Genomic DNA, 16472 nt, shown 5'->3' with positions numbered 1-16472 from the left:
TCCGACGCGTCATGTCCTCCGAAAGGGCTGAGGCGTCCGATGGATGGATCCCCGCCTTCGCGGGGATGACGGCATTGCGGGGATCTCGAACGACTACTGCCCCTTCGGCCGCACCTGCACCGCCGCGGCTTCCGTGAACGCCACGCGCAGCATGTCGCCGACCTTGAGCTTCGGCAGGCGCGCCTGGTATTCGGGCTTGCGCACGTCCAGCGTCACGACGTTGCCGCGCGGGCCTTCGACGGTGATGGTGTTGTTCTTCGTGTCGATCGCGCGGATCGGCGCCAGTACGGTGACGACTTCGGCCGCGCCCACCTTCGGCTTCTCGCCGAGCTTGCCGACCTGCTCGTCCTTCGCGATGTACGCGCCGGGCTCGGCGCTGCCGGCGGGCTGGATGTCGACGGTCACCGCGCGCATGTAATCCAGCGACACGGTGTCGCCCTTGTGGATCTGGTCGAAGTTGCGGACGGTCTCGTCGGCGTGCACTTCCACCTTGTTGCCGTCCGGCCCTTCCACAGTGATCAGCCGGTTGGGGGTGTTGATGTCGACGACCTTGCCTTCGACCGTCACGACGACGGCCGCGGACTCGCTGCGGTTGGGATCGGGTGGCGAGGGCTTGGCGGCGTACGCGGTCGTGGTGGCCAGGGCCAGGACGATGGCGAGGAAAACGGGGCGGAGCGGGAGCGGGGAAGTCTTCACTGCGTCCTCCGTGCGAGTGGGTGCGCATCGCGCGGCGCGCGACGGCAACGCGCCGCCCAGTCCGGGCGGCGCGGTTCAGTGTGTGCACGGAAAAGTGAAGGCCGCGTATGTTGCGCGGCCTTCGCATCGCGGGACCTCAGTGGATCGTGGGTCCGTCCTGCTCGCGGTAACGCACCTTGGCCAGCGCGTTCTCGTCCGAGGGTTCCTCGCTCCGGGACGCCGCCTTCGGCTGCTTGCGGTCCTCCAGGTCCTTCTTCTGATCCTTGGCGCCTGATTTCTGCTGCGCCTGGCCCTTCTGCTTGTCCGGTCGCATCGCGTCCTCCTAGTGGTGGCGCTTGTCGCTGCCGGAACGATGGTCGTCGCGGCCTTCGTCGCGGGTCGACGGCTCCTTGTGCACCGCGTGCTTGCGCTGTGTCGGACCGTCGTGGCCGGCGCGCATGGCGTGGTCGCGATCGGTGTCGCGATTGCCACCGGACGGCGGCGTGGTGTGGTCACTCTTGACCCGATCCCGCGCGTGCTTGTTGGTGCCCATGGTGTCTCCGCTTCGTCGAGGGAACACCAACCTAGAGAGCGCGCTGTTAGCGGTTTGGAATCGCGATGTAACGCAGGCGTTACCGCACGCGCGTTCAGCCTGAATGCGAAAAGGCCCCGGAATTCCGGGGCCTTTTCGGTCGATGCAGCTGAACGCCGGCGGTGATCAGTGATGCAGCAGCACGTCGGCGATGATGCCGGTGGCCACGGCGATCAGGACGTAACGGCCGTCGTCGCTGCGTACCCAGCGGTGGCCGCGGGGCGGCTCGCGCAGGTCGTAGTGGCGGTAATCGTCGACGTAGACGCGACGTTCGACATAGACCACGCCGCGGCGGTAATCGTGCTTGTTGTGGCCCTTCTTGTGGCCGCGACCACGGTCGTGGTGGTCGTCATGATCGTCGTAGTGGTCGTGACGATCACGGTCGTGATGCTTGTCATGGGCCGAGGCGGCGACCGGCGAAAGCAGCAGGAAGCCGATCGCGAGAGTCGAAAGCAGGCGCTTCATGAAATCCCCTGTGTGCATGCGAGTTGCGGTGATGGATCTGGTTTGTGTCGATCCTGACTGGGGCGCACCGCCTGGCAATCGGGTTCGCGCCGAATCGCGACGCAGTTCGCGCTTTGTGACCGGAATCCTTCACCTCGGCTTTAGGTAAGCGCTTACAGCACCCCTTTGGAACGAAAAAAAGCCGGGGTGGCGCGCGAACCGGTCGCGCGCCACCCCGGCAATCTCCCTGACGAGGAGTGTGCCCAGTGTGGCCGCCGCCCGTCGCAGGAGGCGAGACGGCGCGCCGCGCCGCCTCCTACACTCGCCCGAACGTGAACGCCTGAGGGGAAGGGAATGAAGCGTCGTGCCGTCGTGGCCCTGGCGGGCCTGTCCGTCGCCTTGTCGCTGGCCACCGCCGCGACGCCCGCGCAGGCGCCAACCGCGCGGGCCTCGGCGCCCGTCGTGCTGCGGGCCGCGCACCTGTTCGACGGCCGCAGCGGCCGACTGGTGTCGCCGGGCCTGGTGGTGGTGCAGGGCGATCGCATCGCCGCCGTCGGCGATGCCGCCGTGCCGGCGGGCGCGAAGGTTATCGACCTGGGCGAGGCCACGCTGCTGCCGGGCTTCATCGACGCGCACACGCACATCGCGTCCAACCACGACGACAACTGGGCGCAGGGCTTCTACGAGAACATGCTGCGCTTTCCGACCGAGCAGTCGTTCCACGCGGCGCGCAACGCGAAGCTGACGCTCGAAGCCGGCTTCACCACGGTGCGCGAGGTCGGCGCGCCGGATTTCGTCGACATCGCGCTGCGCAACGCGATCCGCGACGGCCTGGCCGAGGGCCCGCGCATGCTGGTCGCAGGCCACGCCCTCGGTTCGACCGGCGGGCATTGCGATGCCGCGCCGTTCCCGCCGGAGCGCGTCGTGCCGCTGGGCCCGCGCGACGGCGTGTGCAACGGCGCCGAGCAGTGCCGCCTCGCCACGCGCGAGCAGATGAAGTACGGCGCCGACCTCATCAAGATCTGCGCCTCCGGCGGCGTGCTGTCGGAAGCCGATCCGGTCGACGTCCCGCAGCTCACGCCCGACGAGCTGCGCGCGATCGTGACCGAAGCCCACACCTGGGGCCGCAAGGTCGCCGCGCACAGCCACGGCGATCTGGCCGCGAAACTCGCGGTGGAAGCCGGCGTGGATTCGATCGAGCACGGAAGCTTCCTCACCACGCCCACGCTGCAGCTGATGAAGAGCAAGGGCACGTACCTGGTGCCCACGCGCATGACGCAGGTGTGGGTGCTCGACAAGGCCGACACGTATCCGCCGCAGATCGGCGCCAAGGCGCGCGCGGCCGGCGCGGCGCACCAGAAGATGTTCAAGGAGGCGCTGCGCGTGGGCGTGCCGATCGCGCTGGGCACCGACGCCGCCGTGTATCCGCACGGCCTCAACGCGCAGGAATTCGGCGACATGGTCGACCTCGGCATGACGCCGTCGGCGGCGCTACTCACCAGCAGCCAGGGCTCGGCGAAGCTGCTGGGCATCGAGAATGAAACCGGCACGCTGGAGGCGGGCAAGTTCGCCGACATCGTCGCCGTGCCCGGCAACGTGCTGGAGAACATCCGCGCCACGCAGAAGCCGCTGCTGGTGATGAAGCAGGGTGCGCTGGTGCGCGGGCCTCAAGGCGATCGCTGAAGGCGCGCCCCGCGGCCACCCGCTTGAGCGGCCCCGTGGGATTGCCTACCCTCTTGGGCGGGGAGCCGGCCGCGCGCTGGCAGGGAAGAGGGGAAAGGCATGGACCGTCGGATCGGTATCCGCGCGCCGTTGACGCGTGCGGTGGCAGCTGTGATGTGCGCGATGGCTGTAGCGTCGTGCGGGGGAGGCGGAGGCGGCGGCAATGTCCGAAACGAAACGCCGCCCGCAGGCGGCAGCGCGCCGCCACCCACTACCCCGACGCCGCCCACTCCGCCGCCGACCACGGCAGAGCCGCCGCCGGTCACCCCACCCGTCACGCCGCCGGTGACTCCGCCGCGTACGCCGCTCGATCGTGCACCGCCGGTGCTCGATCCGGCCATCGACGCGCACCTGCAGCTCGACGACACGTTCGGCGGCCATCCGTCCTATGGGGAGCGGTCGCGGGTCGGCATCATCGATTCGGGTGTCGACAGCCAGCGTTTGTCGCGCCTGGGCACCCCCTTCGGGGCGCACCGCGTTGCCGATCCGTCCACCATGGACACATCCGTGCCCGACAAACTCGGACACGGAACGCAAGTTGCCCGCATCATCCTGGGCTACAACGTCGATGGGCACCCAGGCGGCGTCGCGCAGCGGGCGACCTTGGCATCGTTCCGCTATCTCCAGGACGACGCAGCGTCGGTACAGAACGTCAAAGCCGACGGCACCTTCACCGCGGGTGCGCAATGGCTGGCCGATGGCGGGGCGAACGTGGTCAACGTTTCGACCGATAGGCTGCGCTGGGACAGTGAGGCGGGACGAAACGAGCTTTACGACGGCTTTTCGCGCCTGGCCTCGCGCGACGCCCTGATCGTGGTCGCCGCTGGCGACGCGACGGACTTTGAACCCTCGCAGCTCGCGAAGTTGCCGCTCACGGGCGCGGATCCCCAGGGCTTGCGCGACAACTGGCTCGTCGTGGGCGCAGTCTCGAGCGAAATGCCCGACCGCCTCTCGTCCACGTCGAACGCGTGCGGCGTCGCGAAGGACATCTGCCTGATGGCGACGGGCGACGTGAAGACGGTCGATCCGAATTCCACGGGACTGGTCAACGCGCACGGCACCGATTTCGCGGCCGCGCAGGTGAGCGGCGCGGCGGCCGTAGTGCGCGATCGATTCACTTACCTCAGTGCCGAACAGACGCGGCAGATCCTCCTCGGCACGGCCACGGACCTGGGCGCTGCCGGCGTGGACGACGTGTTCGGACACGGCCGGATCGATCTGGAAAAGGCGCTTAACGGGCCGGGGCGTCTGGACTGGGGCCAGATGCAGTTCGATTTCAGCGGCATCGTCAACAGTGGCTTCGGTGGCAACTGGGCCAACGACATGAGCGGCCAGGGCGGCCTCACCCTGTACTCGAACCGTTCGCTGCTGATGTTCCTCTCAGGCAACAACACGTACACCGGTCCCACCGTCGTGCACGGCACCTCCGGAATGACGGTGGGCATCCTCGGCGAGCAGGCGAGCGACGTCATCGTCCGCGACGCCGGCTGGGTGACCCTCGCCGACGGGGCGCTGCTCAAGGCCGACGTGCGCGCCGAAACGGGTACCGGCGGCGTGACGTTCGGGACGCCCAGCGGTGCGGGATGGCCAAGCGTCCGTGCAGGCGACGTGCGCGTACTTGGCGAACTGTCCAACGCCTCCAAAGTCCAGCTGCCGAGCAGTGGCATCGCCGTGCACGTCGGCGGCGATTACCTGCAATCGGACACCGGCATGCTGTCGATGTACCTGGGCGGCAAGCCGCTGGACATCGCCGGAACGGCCCGCCTGGACGGCCGTCTCCGCATAGCCGGCACGGTCAACGGCTATGTTTTCAATGCGCGCGCCGATGTCCTGAACGCGTCGCAGGTGGAGGGCACCTTCGACTCCGTCGACTGGACCGCGCCTTCGTACCTGCTTAGTGCCACGCCGCATTACGAGCCGCAGGGCGTCTGGCTCGAACTCACGCGAAACAGCGTCACGGCTACCGCGTCGCGCCTCGGACTGTCGGCCGCGGCGGTGCAGGGTGCGCAGCGCGTGGAGGAAGCGTTCGGCCAGCTCGACGCGACGCCGGCATCGGCCGATCCGGCCTTCCTCTCGGCAGCCGCGGCCCTGCAGGCGAGCGATTCGGCCGCGGGACTGGAGCGTTCGCTGGCCTCGTTGTCGGGCGAGTTCCACGCAATGGACGCCGGGTTCGTCCGCATGACGATGGACGACGCGCGGCATTCGCTTGAGGCGCGCATGGATGCCGTCGGTGCCGGCGATGTATCGCACCTCTGGTCGAGGTCGTTCGAACAGCAACGCGCTGATGGCGGCGTGGACGTGCGGGCCAGCGGCTGGACCATGGGCGCCGATGTCACGCGCGCGAATGGCGCAACGATGGGGCTGTCGATGACGGCATCGGACGGCAATCGCTGGCACGGCGCGCGCAGCGACCGCGAACACGCCCGTCTCTTCGAAGGCCAGTGGTATTCGAACTGGGAGCTTGGTGAAGGTCGCTACCTGCTCGGTAGCGTCGGCGTTGGCCAGGGGCGGCGTGCGCTCCGTCGCGAGATCGACCTCGGCGCGGATCGGTATCGGGTGGACTCGGATCTTCGCGAGCGGCATGCCACGCTCGGCCTGCAGGCAGGCGCGCGGGTGCGGTGGTCGGCCACGTCCGTTGTTCCCTACATGGGGCTGCAGGCGATCCGGCTGCAGCGCGACGCGTTCCGTGAAGAAGGCGCTGCGGGCTTCGGGCTGGCCGCGCCTGCGTCGGATGCCACTGCTGCGATGGGCATTTTCGGAGCGCGCATGAACCACCAGATGCCGTTCGCCAGCGCCGGGTGGATGCTGCAGGGGCGGATCGAATGGCAATCGTTGCTGTCGCAGTCGGACGGCATGCGGGCGCGTTTCACGGGTCTGGACGCATGGGCGCCGCTGGACGGCACCGGCTGGGGGGAGGACATGGGCCTGTTCGAACTGGGGTTGGAGCGGCAGGCGGGCGGGGCGCAGTTGCGCCTGAACTTCGGCACGCGCAGCACGGCGGGGTCGCAGTGGAGCACCGCCATGCTGGAGTGGCAGCGCGAGTTCTGATCTGGGCCCTTGTCGTGCCACGCGCGGCGCCGCCGTATGCGCGGGTTGGTAGGATCCGCGCAAGTGATCAGTTTTCGAGAAGCGGCGCCGCGGGCGCCGCGCGAGGATGCCTTCCGCCGGCCCGCATCGTGCGGGCCATCCGCCACGGAGCGCTCGAATGAACTGGAACAAGTGGATCCGCCAGGCCCATCGCTGGCTGTCGATTGCCTTCACGCTGTTCGTCATCGCCAACTTCGCCGTGATGGGGCGGGGCGACATCGCGCTGTGGGTCGGCTTCGCGACGCTGGTGCCGCTGGCGTTGCTGCTGGTCAGCGGGCTGTACATGTTCGCGTTGCCGTACCTGTCGCGTCGCCGGGTGCAACCGGCCTCCAGGCAAGCCTGAAACGCTTGCGCCGGAGTAATTGCCTGACTAAAGTCAGGCAATGGACGAACGTCAGATCGAACAGGTCCGCAGCTTCAACCGCTCGGTGACGCGCCGGATCGGGGCGCTGTCGGACGACTTCCTCGGGCGCGGCCGTCCGCTGGCCGAGTCGCGGCTCCTGTTCGAGATCGGCCGCGGCGGCGCCGACGTGCGCGACCTGCGCGCGCGGCTGTCGCTGGATTCGGGCTACCTGAGCCGCCTGCTGCGCGGCCTTGAATCGCAGGGGCTGGTGAAATCGCAGCCGGCGCCGGATGACGCGCGCGTCCGCCGCGTGCTGCTGACGGCAAAGGGACGGCGGGAATTCGAGGCGCTGGACCGGCTGTCGCAGGACTTCGCGACCTCGATGCTGTCGCCACTCGGCGAGGCGCAGCGTGAGCGCCTGACCAGGGCGATGGCCGACGTCGAACGCCTGATGCGCGCCGCCGCCGTGGTCATCGAACCGGCGGATCCCGCCAGCGCCGATGCGCGCGCGTGCATCGACGCATACCTGCGCGAACTCGACGAACGCTTCGACACGGGCTTCGACGCCACGCGCGGCCCGAGCGCCGATCCGCAGGAACTCGTACCGCCGTCCGGCGTGCTGCTGCTCGCGCGCCTGGACGAGGACGCGCTCGGCTGCGGCGCGCTGAAGGTGCTCGGTGACGGCGTCGGCGAGATCAAGCGCATGTGGGTCACGCCGACCGCACGCGGCCTCGGCATCGCCCAGCGCATGCTCGACGCACTGGAAGCGCGGGCGCACGCGATGTCGCTGCACACGCTGCGCCTGGACACCAACCGCACGCTGCTGGAGGCACGCGCGCTGTACGCGCGCAACGGCTACGTCGAGATCCCGCGCTACAACGACAATCCCTACGCGGATTACTGGTTCGAGAAGCGCCTGGCCTGACGCGCGTTACGCGCCCACGCGCTCGCGCACCGCGTTGAAGTCGCGCACCGGACGCACTTCGATCGAACCGAAGCGCGACCACGGAAACGAATGCGCGATGTCCACCGCAGCTTCGATATCCGGCGCCTCGATCAGGTTGAAGCCGGCGAAGACTTCCTTCGCTTCGGCGAACGGACCGTCGAACACGTGCGTGCTGCCGTTGCGGGCGCGGATCGAACGCGCGGTGCTGGGGACTTCGAGCTGTTGCGAATCCAGCAGCACGCCGCGCTCGCGCAGGGCGTCGGCCTTTTCGATGCAGTCCTTCATCAGGCGGTCGTACTCGCCTTCCGGCAACGCGTCGAGCAAGGCCTGGTCGGTATAGATCATCAGCAGGAATTTCATGGCACTCCGCGGATGCGTACTGGGGACACGCATTGTGGCCCATGCGTGCGACGGCGCGATGTACCGGAAGACACACGACGGCGCCGCGATGGCACGTTTCGCCGATTCGCCCGCTGACGGGACGGTTCTTCCCCCCGATACGGGCTTATCGGCGCGGGGTCGCGTGCCTAACCTGTCAATCCTCCCCCGCAACGGAATGCCCGCCATGCTCACGCCACGCCAGGCCCAGTTCGCCTTCGTTCCGCTGGTCGTCACGCTGATGTCGGGCGTGATGAGCTTCGCCATGATCGCCTTGCACCGCGGTTTCGGCCCCGGGCTTGTCGAGGCCTGGCTGCGCGGATGGCCCGTCGCGTTCGCCGTCGCGCTGCCGGCCGCGTGGGTGATCCTGCCTGGCGTGCGCGCGCTGCTGGCGCGTGTGACGAAGGTGTGCAGCGAAGCCACCGGATCGTCGCGCCGCCTCGGCCGCATGGGATGAGCGACATGCCGTCGGCGCCGCTCCGGTACGATGCCGCGGGTTCTCCGCAGGAAAAGGAACACGGCATGGCGTCCACCGCCGGCTTGCAGGCACACGATCCCGTCATCGACCCCGTGATCGATGTCAGGGGGCTCACCAAGACGTACTCCACCGGATTCCAGGCGCTCAAGGGCATCGACCTGCAGATCCGTCGCGGCGAGATCTTCGCGCTGCTCGGGCCCAACGGGGCGGGCAAGACGACGCTGATCAGCATCATCTGCGGCATCGTCAACGCAAGCTCCGGCAGCGTCACCGCCGACGGCCACGACATCGTCCACGACTACCGCGCCGCGCGCATGAAGATCGGGCTGGTGCCGCAGGAGCTGTCGACCGACGCGTTCGAAAGCGTGTGGGCGACGGTGAAGTTCAGCCGTGGCCTCTTCGGCAAGCCGCGCGATGACGCATACCTGGAAAAGGTGCTGCGCGACCTTTCGCTGTGGGACAAGAAGGACAGCAAGATCATGGCGCTGTCGGGCGGCATGAAACGCCGCGTGCTCATCGCCAAGGCGCTGTCGCACGAGCCGTCGATCCTGTTCCTCGACGAACCGACCGCGGGCGTCGACGTCGAACTGCGCCACGACATGTGGGAAATGGTGCGTCGCCTTCGCGAGAACGGCACCACGATCATCCTGACCACGCATTACATCGAGGAGGCCGAGGACATGGCCGACCGCATCGGCGTGATCAACAAGGGCGAGCTGGTGCTGGTGGAGGACAAGGCCACGCTGATGCGCAAGCTCGGCAAGAAGCAGCTCACGCTGACGCTGCAGGCGCCGCTGGAGCGCATTCCCGACGACCTGGCCGAATACCCGCTGGAATTGGCCGAAGACGGCCATTCGCTGGTGTACACCTTCGACGTGCAGGCGCAGGAAACCGGCATCGCCGCGCTGCTGCGTCGCCTCACGCAGCACGGCATCGACTTCAAGGACCTGCATTCGTCCGAAAGCTCGCTGGAGGACATCTTCGTCAGCCTGGTCCGCCAGAACCGGGAGGCGCGCGCATGAACCTGCACGCGATCCGCGCCATCTACCGCTTCGAGATGGCGCGCACGTTCCGCACGCTGATGGAGTCGATCGTCTCGCCGGTGCTGTCGACGTCGCTGTACTTCATCGTCTTCGGCGCGGCGATCGGTGGGCGCATGGGCGATGTCGACGGCGTGAGCTACGGCGCCTTCATCATCCCCGGCCTGATCATGCTGTCGCTGCTGAGCGAGAGCATCTCCAACGCATCCTTCGGCATCTACATGCCCAAGTGGGCGGGCACGATCTACGAACTGCTGTCGGCGCCGGTGTCGGCGATGGAAATCGTGATCGGCTACGTCGGCGCCGCCGCGACCAAGTCGCTGATGCTCGGCACGCTGATCCTGCTCACCGCGCGCTTCTTCGTGCCGTACGAAATCCAGCATCCGTTCTGGATGCTGTGCTTCCTGGTGCTGACGGCGCTGACCTTCAGCCTGTTCGGTTTCATCATCGGTCTGTGGGCCGACAGCTTCCAGCGCCTGCAGCTGGTGCCGCTGATGATCATCACGCCACTGACGTTCCTGGGCGGTGCGTTCTATTCGATCAGCATGCTGCCGCCGCTGTGGCAGAAGGTCGCGCTGTTCAACCCGGTCGTGTACCTGATCAGCGGTTTCCGCTGGAGCTTCTTCGGGATTTCCGACGTCAACGTCGGCATCAGCGCGGCGGCGATCCTCGGGTTCCTGCTGCTGTGCCTGGGCGTGGTGTACTGGATCTTCCGCACGGGCTGGAAGTTGAAGCAGTAAGCCGCTCCGCGCGACAAAAAGAAGGGCCGCAGCTGCGGCCCTTCATGTTTCCGGCGACTTCGATGACTAGCTGCGCTCGCCTTCGCGCAATTCCTGCGTGAGCCAGCGATCGATCAGGCGTTTCTCGAAGCGCAGCGGATCGCTGTTGAGCGAAGCGCTGTCGCTCATCAGGAAGCCCGGGTCGCTCAGCTTGCGCTCGCCCTGCGCGATCACGTTCCCGTCGGCATCGGTGAGGCGCACGTTGAGCGTCATGCGCGGCGGATAGACGTCGCGGATGATGCGCGTGTTCTGCAGGTTCGGGCCGTGCCACGGTTCGAACATGCCCGCGCGGCGGATGTCGAGGATGTCGACATCCAGGCGCTGGCCTTGGGGCAGGCGCTTCTCGGCGCGCTCGCGCAGGTAGCCCGCGAGTTCCTGCACCCAGTTGCCCTGCGAGGCTTCCCAGCGGTTGCCGCTGTAGCGAAGTTCGCTGAAGCGCGACGGGTCTTCCCATCGCACGTTGACCGAATCGCTTTCGGGCAAGGCGCGCGGTGCATCCGGATCGGTGACGTTGCGGACGCCGGCGGTCGCGGTGGAGGCGAGGGCAGCGGCGAGAAGAAGAAGGGCGAGGCGCGATTTCATGGCGACCTCCGAAAGGATGGGGAACTCGGATTCTCCCACCGCCGACGCGCGCCGGCGACGCGGCTCGCAGCGACGTACAGCCGGCGTTCGCGGTTTCGAGCCACGAACCCTTAACAGGTCAAGGCCTTCGGCTGAGAGTTTTTCGGACCCGTCTCATATCGGCCCCGGGGACCGATCCGGAAACTTCCTCCTGCGCCGCGATGGCGCTTCGCCCGGCACGTATCGCAGCCGGAATTCCCCGGCCAGAAGTCCACCGCGTCCGGTCGCCGGGCGCCGCCATCCGCCCACGGAGCCGTTCCATGTCCCCCGCCGCACGCAAAGCCCGAATCCGTCCCATCCGCTGCGGTTGGCGCAGCAGCCTGCAGGTGATCTGCGCAGCCGCGATGCTGGTTGCCGCCACGAGCGCCGGCTCCGGCTGGGCGCGCACGCACGTCGCCGTGCCGGCGCGCGCGGTCGCGGTCGAAGCGGGGATGGGCGGTCCGTACCTGCCGGCCTCGCAGGCGCCGCACTACGACCTCGCCGCGGACCTCGCGCACCTGGACGCGGTGCCGCTGCACAAGGCGGACGACGCGATCGACCCGTCGGCGGTCGCCTGGAATCCGGTCAAGCGCGACTGGCGCGAGAAGCTGCTGAGCCTGCTGCCCGTGGCGCCGGTGCGGATCACGTCCGGCTTCGGCCGCCGCCACGATCCCTTCGGGCGCGGCGACGCCTTCCACAGCGGCATCGACTTCGCCGGCACGACCGGAACGCCGGTGCATGCCTGCGGCGACGGCGTGGTCGTGCAGGCGCATTACACGAAGGACTACGGCAACGTGGTCATGATCGACCACGGCCAGGGCATCGTGACGCTGTACGCGCACAACAGCCGGCTGGAAGTGCGGCCGGGCGACGTCGTCCTCGCCGGGCAGGAGATCTCGAAGATGGGCTCGACCGGCCGTTCGACCGGTCCGCACCTGCATTTCGAAGTGCGCCAGTACGGGCGCCGGATCGACCCGGGCCGTTACCTGGCGGGGCTCTGAGGCTTACTCGCCGGCTTCCGCGTCGCGGAACCAGGCCTCGACCTTGCCCTTGTGCTTCATCGTCATCGGGTTGCCGCGGCGATCCAGCGCCTTGCCGACCGGCAGCCGCACCCAGCCTTCGCTGATGCAGTACTCCTCGACATTGATGCGCTCGACCCCGTTGAAGCGGATGCCGATGCCGCGCTCGAGCACCGTCTCATCGAAGAACGGGCTGCGCGGGTCGTTGGAGAGGCGGTCGGGCGGAGTGTCGGTCATGGCGGGATTCGTGTTCTGGCGCGGGTGTCGGCACCGGGCAGGCGCCGGGGCCGCACAGGATACGTGCGGCCGCGCGATCCCGCAGCCTCAGGGGTGCTCGCCGCGGCCCTGCGCCTTGGCGCGGGCGATCACCGCCCGGACCCGGTCGCGGTCGGTGTGGCGCGAAATGGCCACCGCGCCCAGCTCGATCGCGCGTTCGCGCAACTCGGACGGTACGTCGTAATGCGCGCCGGAGGTCTTGTTCTGGAAGGCCCGACGCGGGATGTCCAGGCGCTCGGCCATGGCATGCAGTTCGTGGAGGGTGTCGGCCATCAGGTGGGCCCAGCGGCGGCCGCGCCAGAGGTGGACCGCATCATCGACATAGACCGTCATCGCGGGGAGAGGTAATCGGTGGACATGCTGAATGGGGATCCTATCTGAACCGCCCGGGCCGGTCCGGATTTGCAAATCCGACCAAACACGTCCAACATGCCTCGCGCTGCGTTAGCCAAGGGTCACGGTGAATGTGACCCGATGTGGATTTTCTTCTCCATCGTTGCACCTCGCTTTCTCCTTGCGACCAGCTCCAATGCCGCGATAGCGGTCTCACCATCCGTATAGGAGAAAGTCATGTCGAACCGTGAAACCGGTACCGTCAAGTGGTTCAACGATGCCAAGGGCTTCGGCTTCATCAGCCGCGAGAACGGCGAGGACGTGTTCGTCCACTTCCGTTCGATCCAGGGCTCGGGCTTCAAGAGCCTGCAGGAAGGCCAGAAGGTGTCCTTCACCGTCGTCCAGGGCCAGAAGGGCCTTCAGGCCGACGCCGTGCAGGCCCTGTAAGCCTTTAGCGCCAAGCGTTACCAAAAAGCCCGGCGAAAGCCGGGCTTTTTTTTTTGCGTGACGCCCGGCGGCAGGCCGGGCGTCCCCACGCATGGGCGGGCTACCGGCTCAACGGGTACGGAACGCAAGCAGGCGTCCGTCGCTGCCCGAAGACGGGTAGCCGTAGACATCGGTCGTTCCGGGCATGATGTAGAGCATGCGACTGGCGGAGATGGCCACCTGCCCCGGCGTCGGCGTCTGCCACACCGGCTTGCGGGTCGCCAGGTCGATCGCGTACAGCGCCCGGTTCGTGCTGACGAACGCGAGGTTGTTGGTGACGACCACGTTGTGGAAGAACACCGTGTCTGCCGTCCCCGGGATCCACGACCAGAGCAACTGTCCGGTCTTCTCGTCGATCGCGTCGAACGACTTGGGATTGTTCGACGCCGCGTAGATCACGCCCTTGGCGACGGCCGGGTAGGCGTGGTAGGTCTTCACCGACGTCCAGCGTTCGCTCAAGGTGTCGATCGCGTAATTGCGAAGCGGGCGCGTCTCGTTGTACCAGTCGCCGACGAAGCCGGTCACGCTGTTTTCCGCGCCGACGATCGGTGTGGCGCGGTGGTCGACCTGCAAGCCGCCCGGCTGCGGGCCGATGCTGCCCAGCAGCGTGCCATCTCGCGAATCCAGAACAGTCAGGGTGCTGCCGTTGTGGGCATACAGACGGTTCGCGTCGTCCAGGGCTGGCGTGTTCATGCCGTAGGTGCCGCCCGACGCTTCCCACTTCTTCAGTCCCGTGCTCCGCTCGAACGCGTAGACGACACCGCCGTAATAGCCCGAGTTCACGTAAGCCACGCCGTCCTTGACGGTCGGCGCGAGGATGTCGGCCCATTGCGTGCGAAAGCCCGACTGCATCTGTGGCGTGCCATCGGCCGCATCGAACGCCCAGAGGAACGTGTCCTCATGCCCCGTCGTCGGCACGTAGACCGTGCCACCCGATGCCGCGGGCGGATTGAGCGAGCCGTAGCGCAGCGTGAACTGCTGGGACCACTTCACCGTCCCGTCCTTTTCATCGAGAGCGAACAGGCCCGGTCCCGCCGTACTGACACCGTCTGCGGCCACGTACACCATGCGGCCGCTGGTCACGACCGGAAAGATCGGGCCCGTCGTGGTTGAAGTGGAGACGGCCGGACGCTTCCATTCCCATGCCTTGGCAAACCGCGTCACGTCCAGCGTTATGGGGACGTAAGCGTTGTGGGCCGCATTGCCCTGGGTGGTCTCCCACTCGGGCATCGGCGTGATCTCCACCTTGTAGGACAAGGTCTGCGAAGCGCTCGCGTAGGGTTTGACGCACTGGACGTCTTCGCACGCGCGCACCGTGATCGTGCCCGCGCGCGTCCCCGGCACGACCGCATTGGACAACGGCAATGAATAGACGAAGTCCGGATTGCCGCTGGCGGTGACAGCGGGAGTGACGAAGGTGCCGCCGTCGTCGGCGACCTGCAGGTAGACCTGGGCCGAACCCAGATTGGCCGCGGTCCATCGACCGGTCACGTCGGCCTTCGCGTCGTCGCCAAAGGCGAGCGTCAGCGAGATCGGCGGGGTGGACAGAGTCAGTCCCACCGAGGGTGTTGCCGGCGGCGGCGTCGTGGGAGGCGTCGTGGGAGGCGGTGTTGAAGGTGCCGGAGCTGGCGTACTGCCGCCCCCCCCACCACCACCGCCTCCGCATGCAGAAAGCGCGCAGATCACTACGAGCGCGCCCAAGGCGCGTGTCTTCTTCATGAATTTCCCCTTCCTTGGCCCGCGCGCATGGGGTTGCGTGCCGGTTTCCCGGCATGGGCCGTCCCTGGATTGTCCCCGCGCCGACTATAGCCGGCCCGCGCCGGACGCGTCAGCCGCGCCGCACCCGCACCATCCGGTCCATCAGGTGCTCGACCGCGTTGCCGGCGTGGGTGCAGCGGCCCAGGTGGACGGGCGAGGTCTGGATGATCGAGCTGCGCTTGGCGGTGAGCCAGTGGAAGCGCGCGCGCTGCGGCAACAGGCCGATGGGACCGCTGCCCGGGCCGCCGGCGCAGATCGCTTCCATCGCCTCCAGATGACGGCGCACCGTGTCCAGGTCGATGTCGGGATCGAGCGCGCGCAGCCGCGCCTCGTCGACTTCGATGCGCGCCTGCAGGAACTTCGCCGTCGGGCACGACAGCAGGATGCCGACGTTGACGAACTCCTCGCGTTCCACGCGCGGGACCACGCGGATCACCGCGTAGTCGTAGGTATCGCGGCGCGGCGTCTCAGGCGCGTGCATGGATCGCCTCCTCGACGAAGCGCTGGCGCTGCGCCAGCCGCTGCATGAAATGCTCGACGTAGGCCGCGCGATGTTCGGTGGGATCGGCCGGTGTGTCCGCGCCGACGAGCCACGCGTCGGGCACGAGCGCGAGGATCGCGTCGAAATCGCCCCGCGTCAGCTTTCCCGACAGCCGTGCGTCCGCGCCGGCGATGTCGTCTGCCTGCGGCAGCAGCACGTGCTCGCGGATCATCGGGAACGCGCTGCCGGCATGCGTCGGCGAGCCGTCCCAGCCGTGGTGGAAGTACAGCGCCGCGCCGTGGTCGATCAGCCACGGGTTGCGATGCCAGACGAGCAGGTTCGGATTGCGGAAGCTGCGGTCGACATTGCTGGTGAAGGCGTCGAACCAGACGATGTCGGACGCCAGCGCGCCCGGCACGCGTTCGGCGACGGGATCGAAATTGATCGCGCCGGGCAGGTAATCGAGGGCGAGGTTGAGGCCGTCGCTGGCCTTGATCAGTTCCTGGATTTCCGGATCCGGTTCAGTGCGCGCGAGCTCGGCGTCGAGTTCGACGAACACAAGTTCCGGGATCGGAAGGCCGAGCTTGCGGGCGATTTCGCCGGCGACGAGCTCGGCCACCAGCGCCTTCACGCCCTGGCCGGCGCCGCGGAATTTCAGGACATAGAGGCCGTCATCGTCGCCTTCGACGATCGCAGGCAACGAACCGCCTTCGCGCAATGGCGTGACGTAACGGGCAACGTTGACGGTGCGCAGGGTCATGGGTCGCGGCGGATGAGGGCCGCGACAGGGTACTTGGCACGGGAAACGAGCGAAAGGAACGTCCGCTCGTTACTTTCTATCAGCGGCGATCGGCATCCTTCGCCGGCGGCGTGCCCGGCGCGCCCGGCGTGGCGTCGCGCTGCTTGCCGCCGCTGAAGCCCTGCCAGTCGTTCTCGCTCTTCTTGGTGTTGCGATCGCCCGAGCTGTGCTCGTATTCGCGCTCGGACTTGCCGCTGGTGTTCGGGTCGTTTTCGACGTGACGCTGGCCCATGACG

Annotated in this window: 21 protein-coding genes; 9 read left to right on the top strand and 12 right to left on the bottom strand. The window is 67.7% G+C overall.

Features of this window, described 5'->3' with window-relative positions:
* Positions 1–93 precede the first annotated feature (93 nt).
* The 4 genes from GOY17_RS17225 to GOY17_RS17210 all read right to left on the bottom strand — a co-directional run bounded on the left by GOY17_RS17225 (position 94) and on the right by GOY17_RS17210 (position 1732).
* The gene (locus GOY17_RS17225) at positions 94–696 is read right to left on the bottom strand and encodes a hypothetical protein (protein ID WP_157031287.1); all 603 of its coding nucleotides are present in this window, start codon (positions 694–696) and stop codon (positions 94–96) included.
* Between the two features lie 136 nt (positions 697–832).
* Entirely contained in the window at positions 833–1009 is a 177-nt protein-coding gene (locus tag GOY17_RS17220) for a hypothetical protein (RefSeq protein ID WP_157031286.1), read from the bottom strand.
* 9 nt (positions 1010–1018) lie between these two features.
* Positions 1019–1228 (bottom strand): hypothetical protein, encoded by a 210-nt coding sequence (locus tag GOY17_RS17215; RefSeq protein WP_115841966.1) that lies wholly within the window; start codon positions 1226–1228, stop codon positions 1019–1021.
* A gap of 165 nt (positions 1229–1393) precedes the next feature.
* Positions 1394–1732, bottom strand: a complete 339-nt coding sequence (locus GOY17_RS17210; protein ID WP_115841965.1) for an RcnB family protein — start codon at positions 1730–1732, stop codon at positions 1394–1396.
* A gap of 333 nt (positions 1733–2065) precedes the next feature.
* On the opposite strand from GOY17_RS17210, the gene GOY17_RS17205 reads away from it, so the two are divergent.
* From GOY17_RS17205 to GOY17_RS17190, 4 genes are all read left to right on the top strand, one after another.
* Positions 2066–3394, top strand: coding sequence for a metal-dependent hydrolase family protein (locus GOY17_RS17205; protein WP_157031285.1), 1329 nt, complete (start codon positions 2066–2068; stop codon positions 3392–3394).
* 324 nt (positions 3395–3718) lie between these two features.
* Complete coding sequence (locus GOY17_RS17200) at positions 3719–6481, top strand: S8 family serine peptidase (protein WP_157031284.1); 2763 nt, start codon at positions 3719–3721, stop codon at positions 6479–6481.
* A 157-nt stretch (positions 6482–6638) separates the two neighbouring features.
* A complete protein-coding gene (locus tag GOY17_RS17195; RefSeq protein WP_157031283.1) occupies positions 6639–6863 on the top strand; it encodes a hypothetical protein in 225 nt (74 codons plus the stop codon).
* Positions 6864–6903: 40 nt separating this feature from the next.
* A complete protein-coding gene (locus GOY17_RS17190) occupies positions 6904–7788 on the top strand; it encodes a bifunctional helix-turn-helix transcriptional regulator/GNAT family N-acetyltransferase (RefSeq protein WP_157031282.1) in 885 nt (294 codons plus the stop codon).
* A 6-nt stretch (positions 7789–7794) separates the two neighbouring features.
* Here GOY17_RS17190 and GOY17_RS17185 read toward each other — a convergent pair whose 3' ends face one another.
* On the bottom strand, positions 7795–8169 hold the full coding sequence (locus tag GOY17_RS17185; protein WP_115841961.1) for a YciI family protein: 375 nt from the start codon (positions 8167–8169) through the stop codon (positions 7795–7797).
* A gap of 205 nt (positions 8170–8374) precedes the next feature.
* On the opposite strand from GOY17_RS17185, the gene GOY17_RS18855 reads away from it, so the two are divergent.
* The 3 genes from GOY17_RS18855 (at position 8375) to GOY17_RS17170 (ending at position 10445) form a co-directional block, all read left to right on the top strand.
* Positions 8375–8644: a DUF2798 domain-containing protein gene (locus tag GOY17_RS18855; protein ID WP_181902759.1), complete on the top strand. Its 270-nt coding sequence runs from the start codon at positions 8375–8377 to the stop codon at positions 8642–8644.
* 104 nt (positions 8645–8748) lie between these two features.
* Positions 8749–9687, top strand: coding sequence for an ABC transporter ATP-binding protein (locus GOY17_RS17175; RefSeq protein WP_115842082.1), 939 nt, complete (start codon positions 8749–8751; stop codon positions 9685–9687).
* Positions 9684–10445 carry an ABC transporter permease gene (locus GOY17_RS17170; RefSeq protein WP_115841959.1) on the top strand — a complete coding sequence of 254 codons (762 nt, stop codon included), beginning with the start codon at positions 9684–9686 and terminating at the stop codon, positions 10443–10445. The genes GOY17_RS17175 and GOY17_RS17170 overlap by 4 nt, the downstream gene beginning before the upstream one ends.
* 66 nt (positions 10446–10511) lie before the next feature.
* Here GOY17_RS17170 and GOY17_RS17165 read toward each other — a convergent pair whose 3' ends face one another.
* On the bottom strand, positions 10512–11066 hold the full coding sequence (locus tag GOY17_RS17165; protein ID WP_157031280.1) for a DUF3016 domain-containing protein: 555 nt from the start codon (positions 11064–11066) through the stop codon (positions 10512–10514).
* A 299-nt stretch (positions 11067–11365) separates the two neighbouring features.
* On the opposite strand from GOY17_RS17165, the gene GOY17_RS17160 reads away from it, so the two are divergent.
* Complete coding sequence (locus GOY17_RS17160; protein ID WP_198173729.1) at positions 11366–12085, top strand: M23 family metallopeptidase; 720 nt, start codon at positions 11366–11368, stop codon at positions 12083–12085.
* Between the two features lie 3 nt (positions 12086–12088).
* Here the strand turns inward: GOY17_RS17160 and GOY17_RS17155 are convergent, their stop codons facing one another.
* Entirely contained in the window at positions 12089–12340 is a 252-nt protein-coding gene (locus GOY17_RS17155; protein ID WP_115841956.1) for a DUF3297 family protein, read from the bottom strand.
* 87 nt (positions 12341–12427) lie between these two features.
* Complete coding sequence (locus tag GOY17_RS17150; protein ID WP_157031278.1) at positions 12428–12712, bottom strand: DUF4031 domain-containing protein; 285 nt, start codon at positions 12710–12712, stop codon at positions 12428–12430.
* A 237-nt stretch (positions 12713–12949) separates the two neighbouring features.
* On the opposite strand from GOY17_RS17150, the gene GOY17_RS17145 reads away from it, so the two are divergent.
* Positions 12950–13159, top strand: coding sequence for a cold-shock protein (locus tag GOY17_RS17145; RefSeq protein WP_115841954.1), 210 nt, complete (start codon positions 12950–12952; stop codon positions 13157–13159).
* Between the two features lie 108 nt (positions 13160–13267).
* On the opposite strand, the gene GOY17_RS17140 is transcribed toward GOY17_RS17145, so the two are convergent.
* The 4 genes from GOY17_RS17140 to GOY17_RS17125 all read right to left on the bottom strand — a co-directional run bounded on the left by GOY17_RS17140 (position 13268) and on the right by GOY17_RS17125 (position 16468).
* The gene (locus GOY17_RS17140) at positions 13268–14917 is read right to left on the bottom strand and encodes an outer membrane protein assembly factor BamB family protein (RefSeq protein ID WP_157031277.1); all 1650 of its coding nucleotides are present in this window, start codon (positions 14915–14917) and stop codon (positions 13268–13270) included.
* Positions 14918–15026: 109 nt separating this feature from the next.
* Positions 15027–15437: a DUF3037 domain-containing protein gene (locus GOY17_RS17135; protein WP_157031276.1), complete on the bottom strand. Its 411-nt coding sequence runs from the start codon at positions 15435–15437 to the stop codon at positions 15027–15029.
* A complete protein-coding gene (locus tag GOY17_RS17130; RefSeq protein ID WP_181902769.1) occupies positions 15424–16191 on the bottom strand; it encodes a HipA family kinase in 768 nt (255 codons plus the stop codon). The genes GOY17_RS17135 and GOY17_RS17130 overlap by 14 nt, the downstream gene beginning before the upstream one ends.
* Before the next feature lie 85 nt (positions 16192–16276).
* A complete protein-coding gene (locus GOY17_RS17125) occupies positions 16277–16468 on the bottom strand; it encodes a hypothetical protein (RefSeq protein WP_157031275.1) in 192 nt (63 codons plus the stop codon).
* Between the last annotated feature and the right edge of the window lie 4 nt (positions 16469–16472).

Origin of the sequence: Lysobacter soli (assembly GCF_009755585.1) — a bacterium.
GTDB lineage: Bacteria > Pseudomonadota > Gammaproteobacteria > Xanthomonadales > Xanthomonadaceae > Lysobacter_J > Lysobacter_J soli.
Note: the sequence above shows the minus strand (reverse complement) of the source record. Positions and strands in the feature narration are given on the sequence as shown.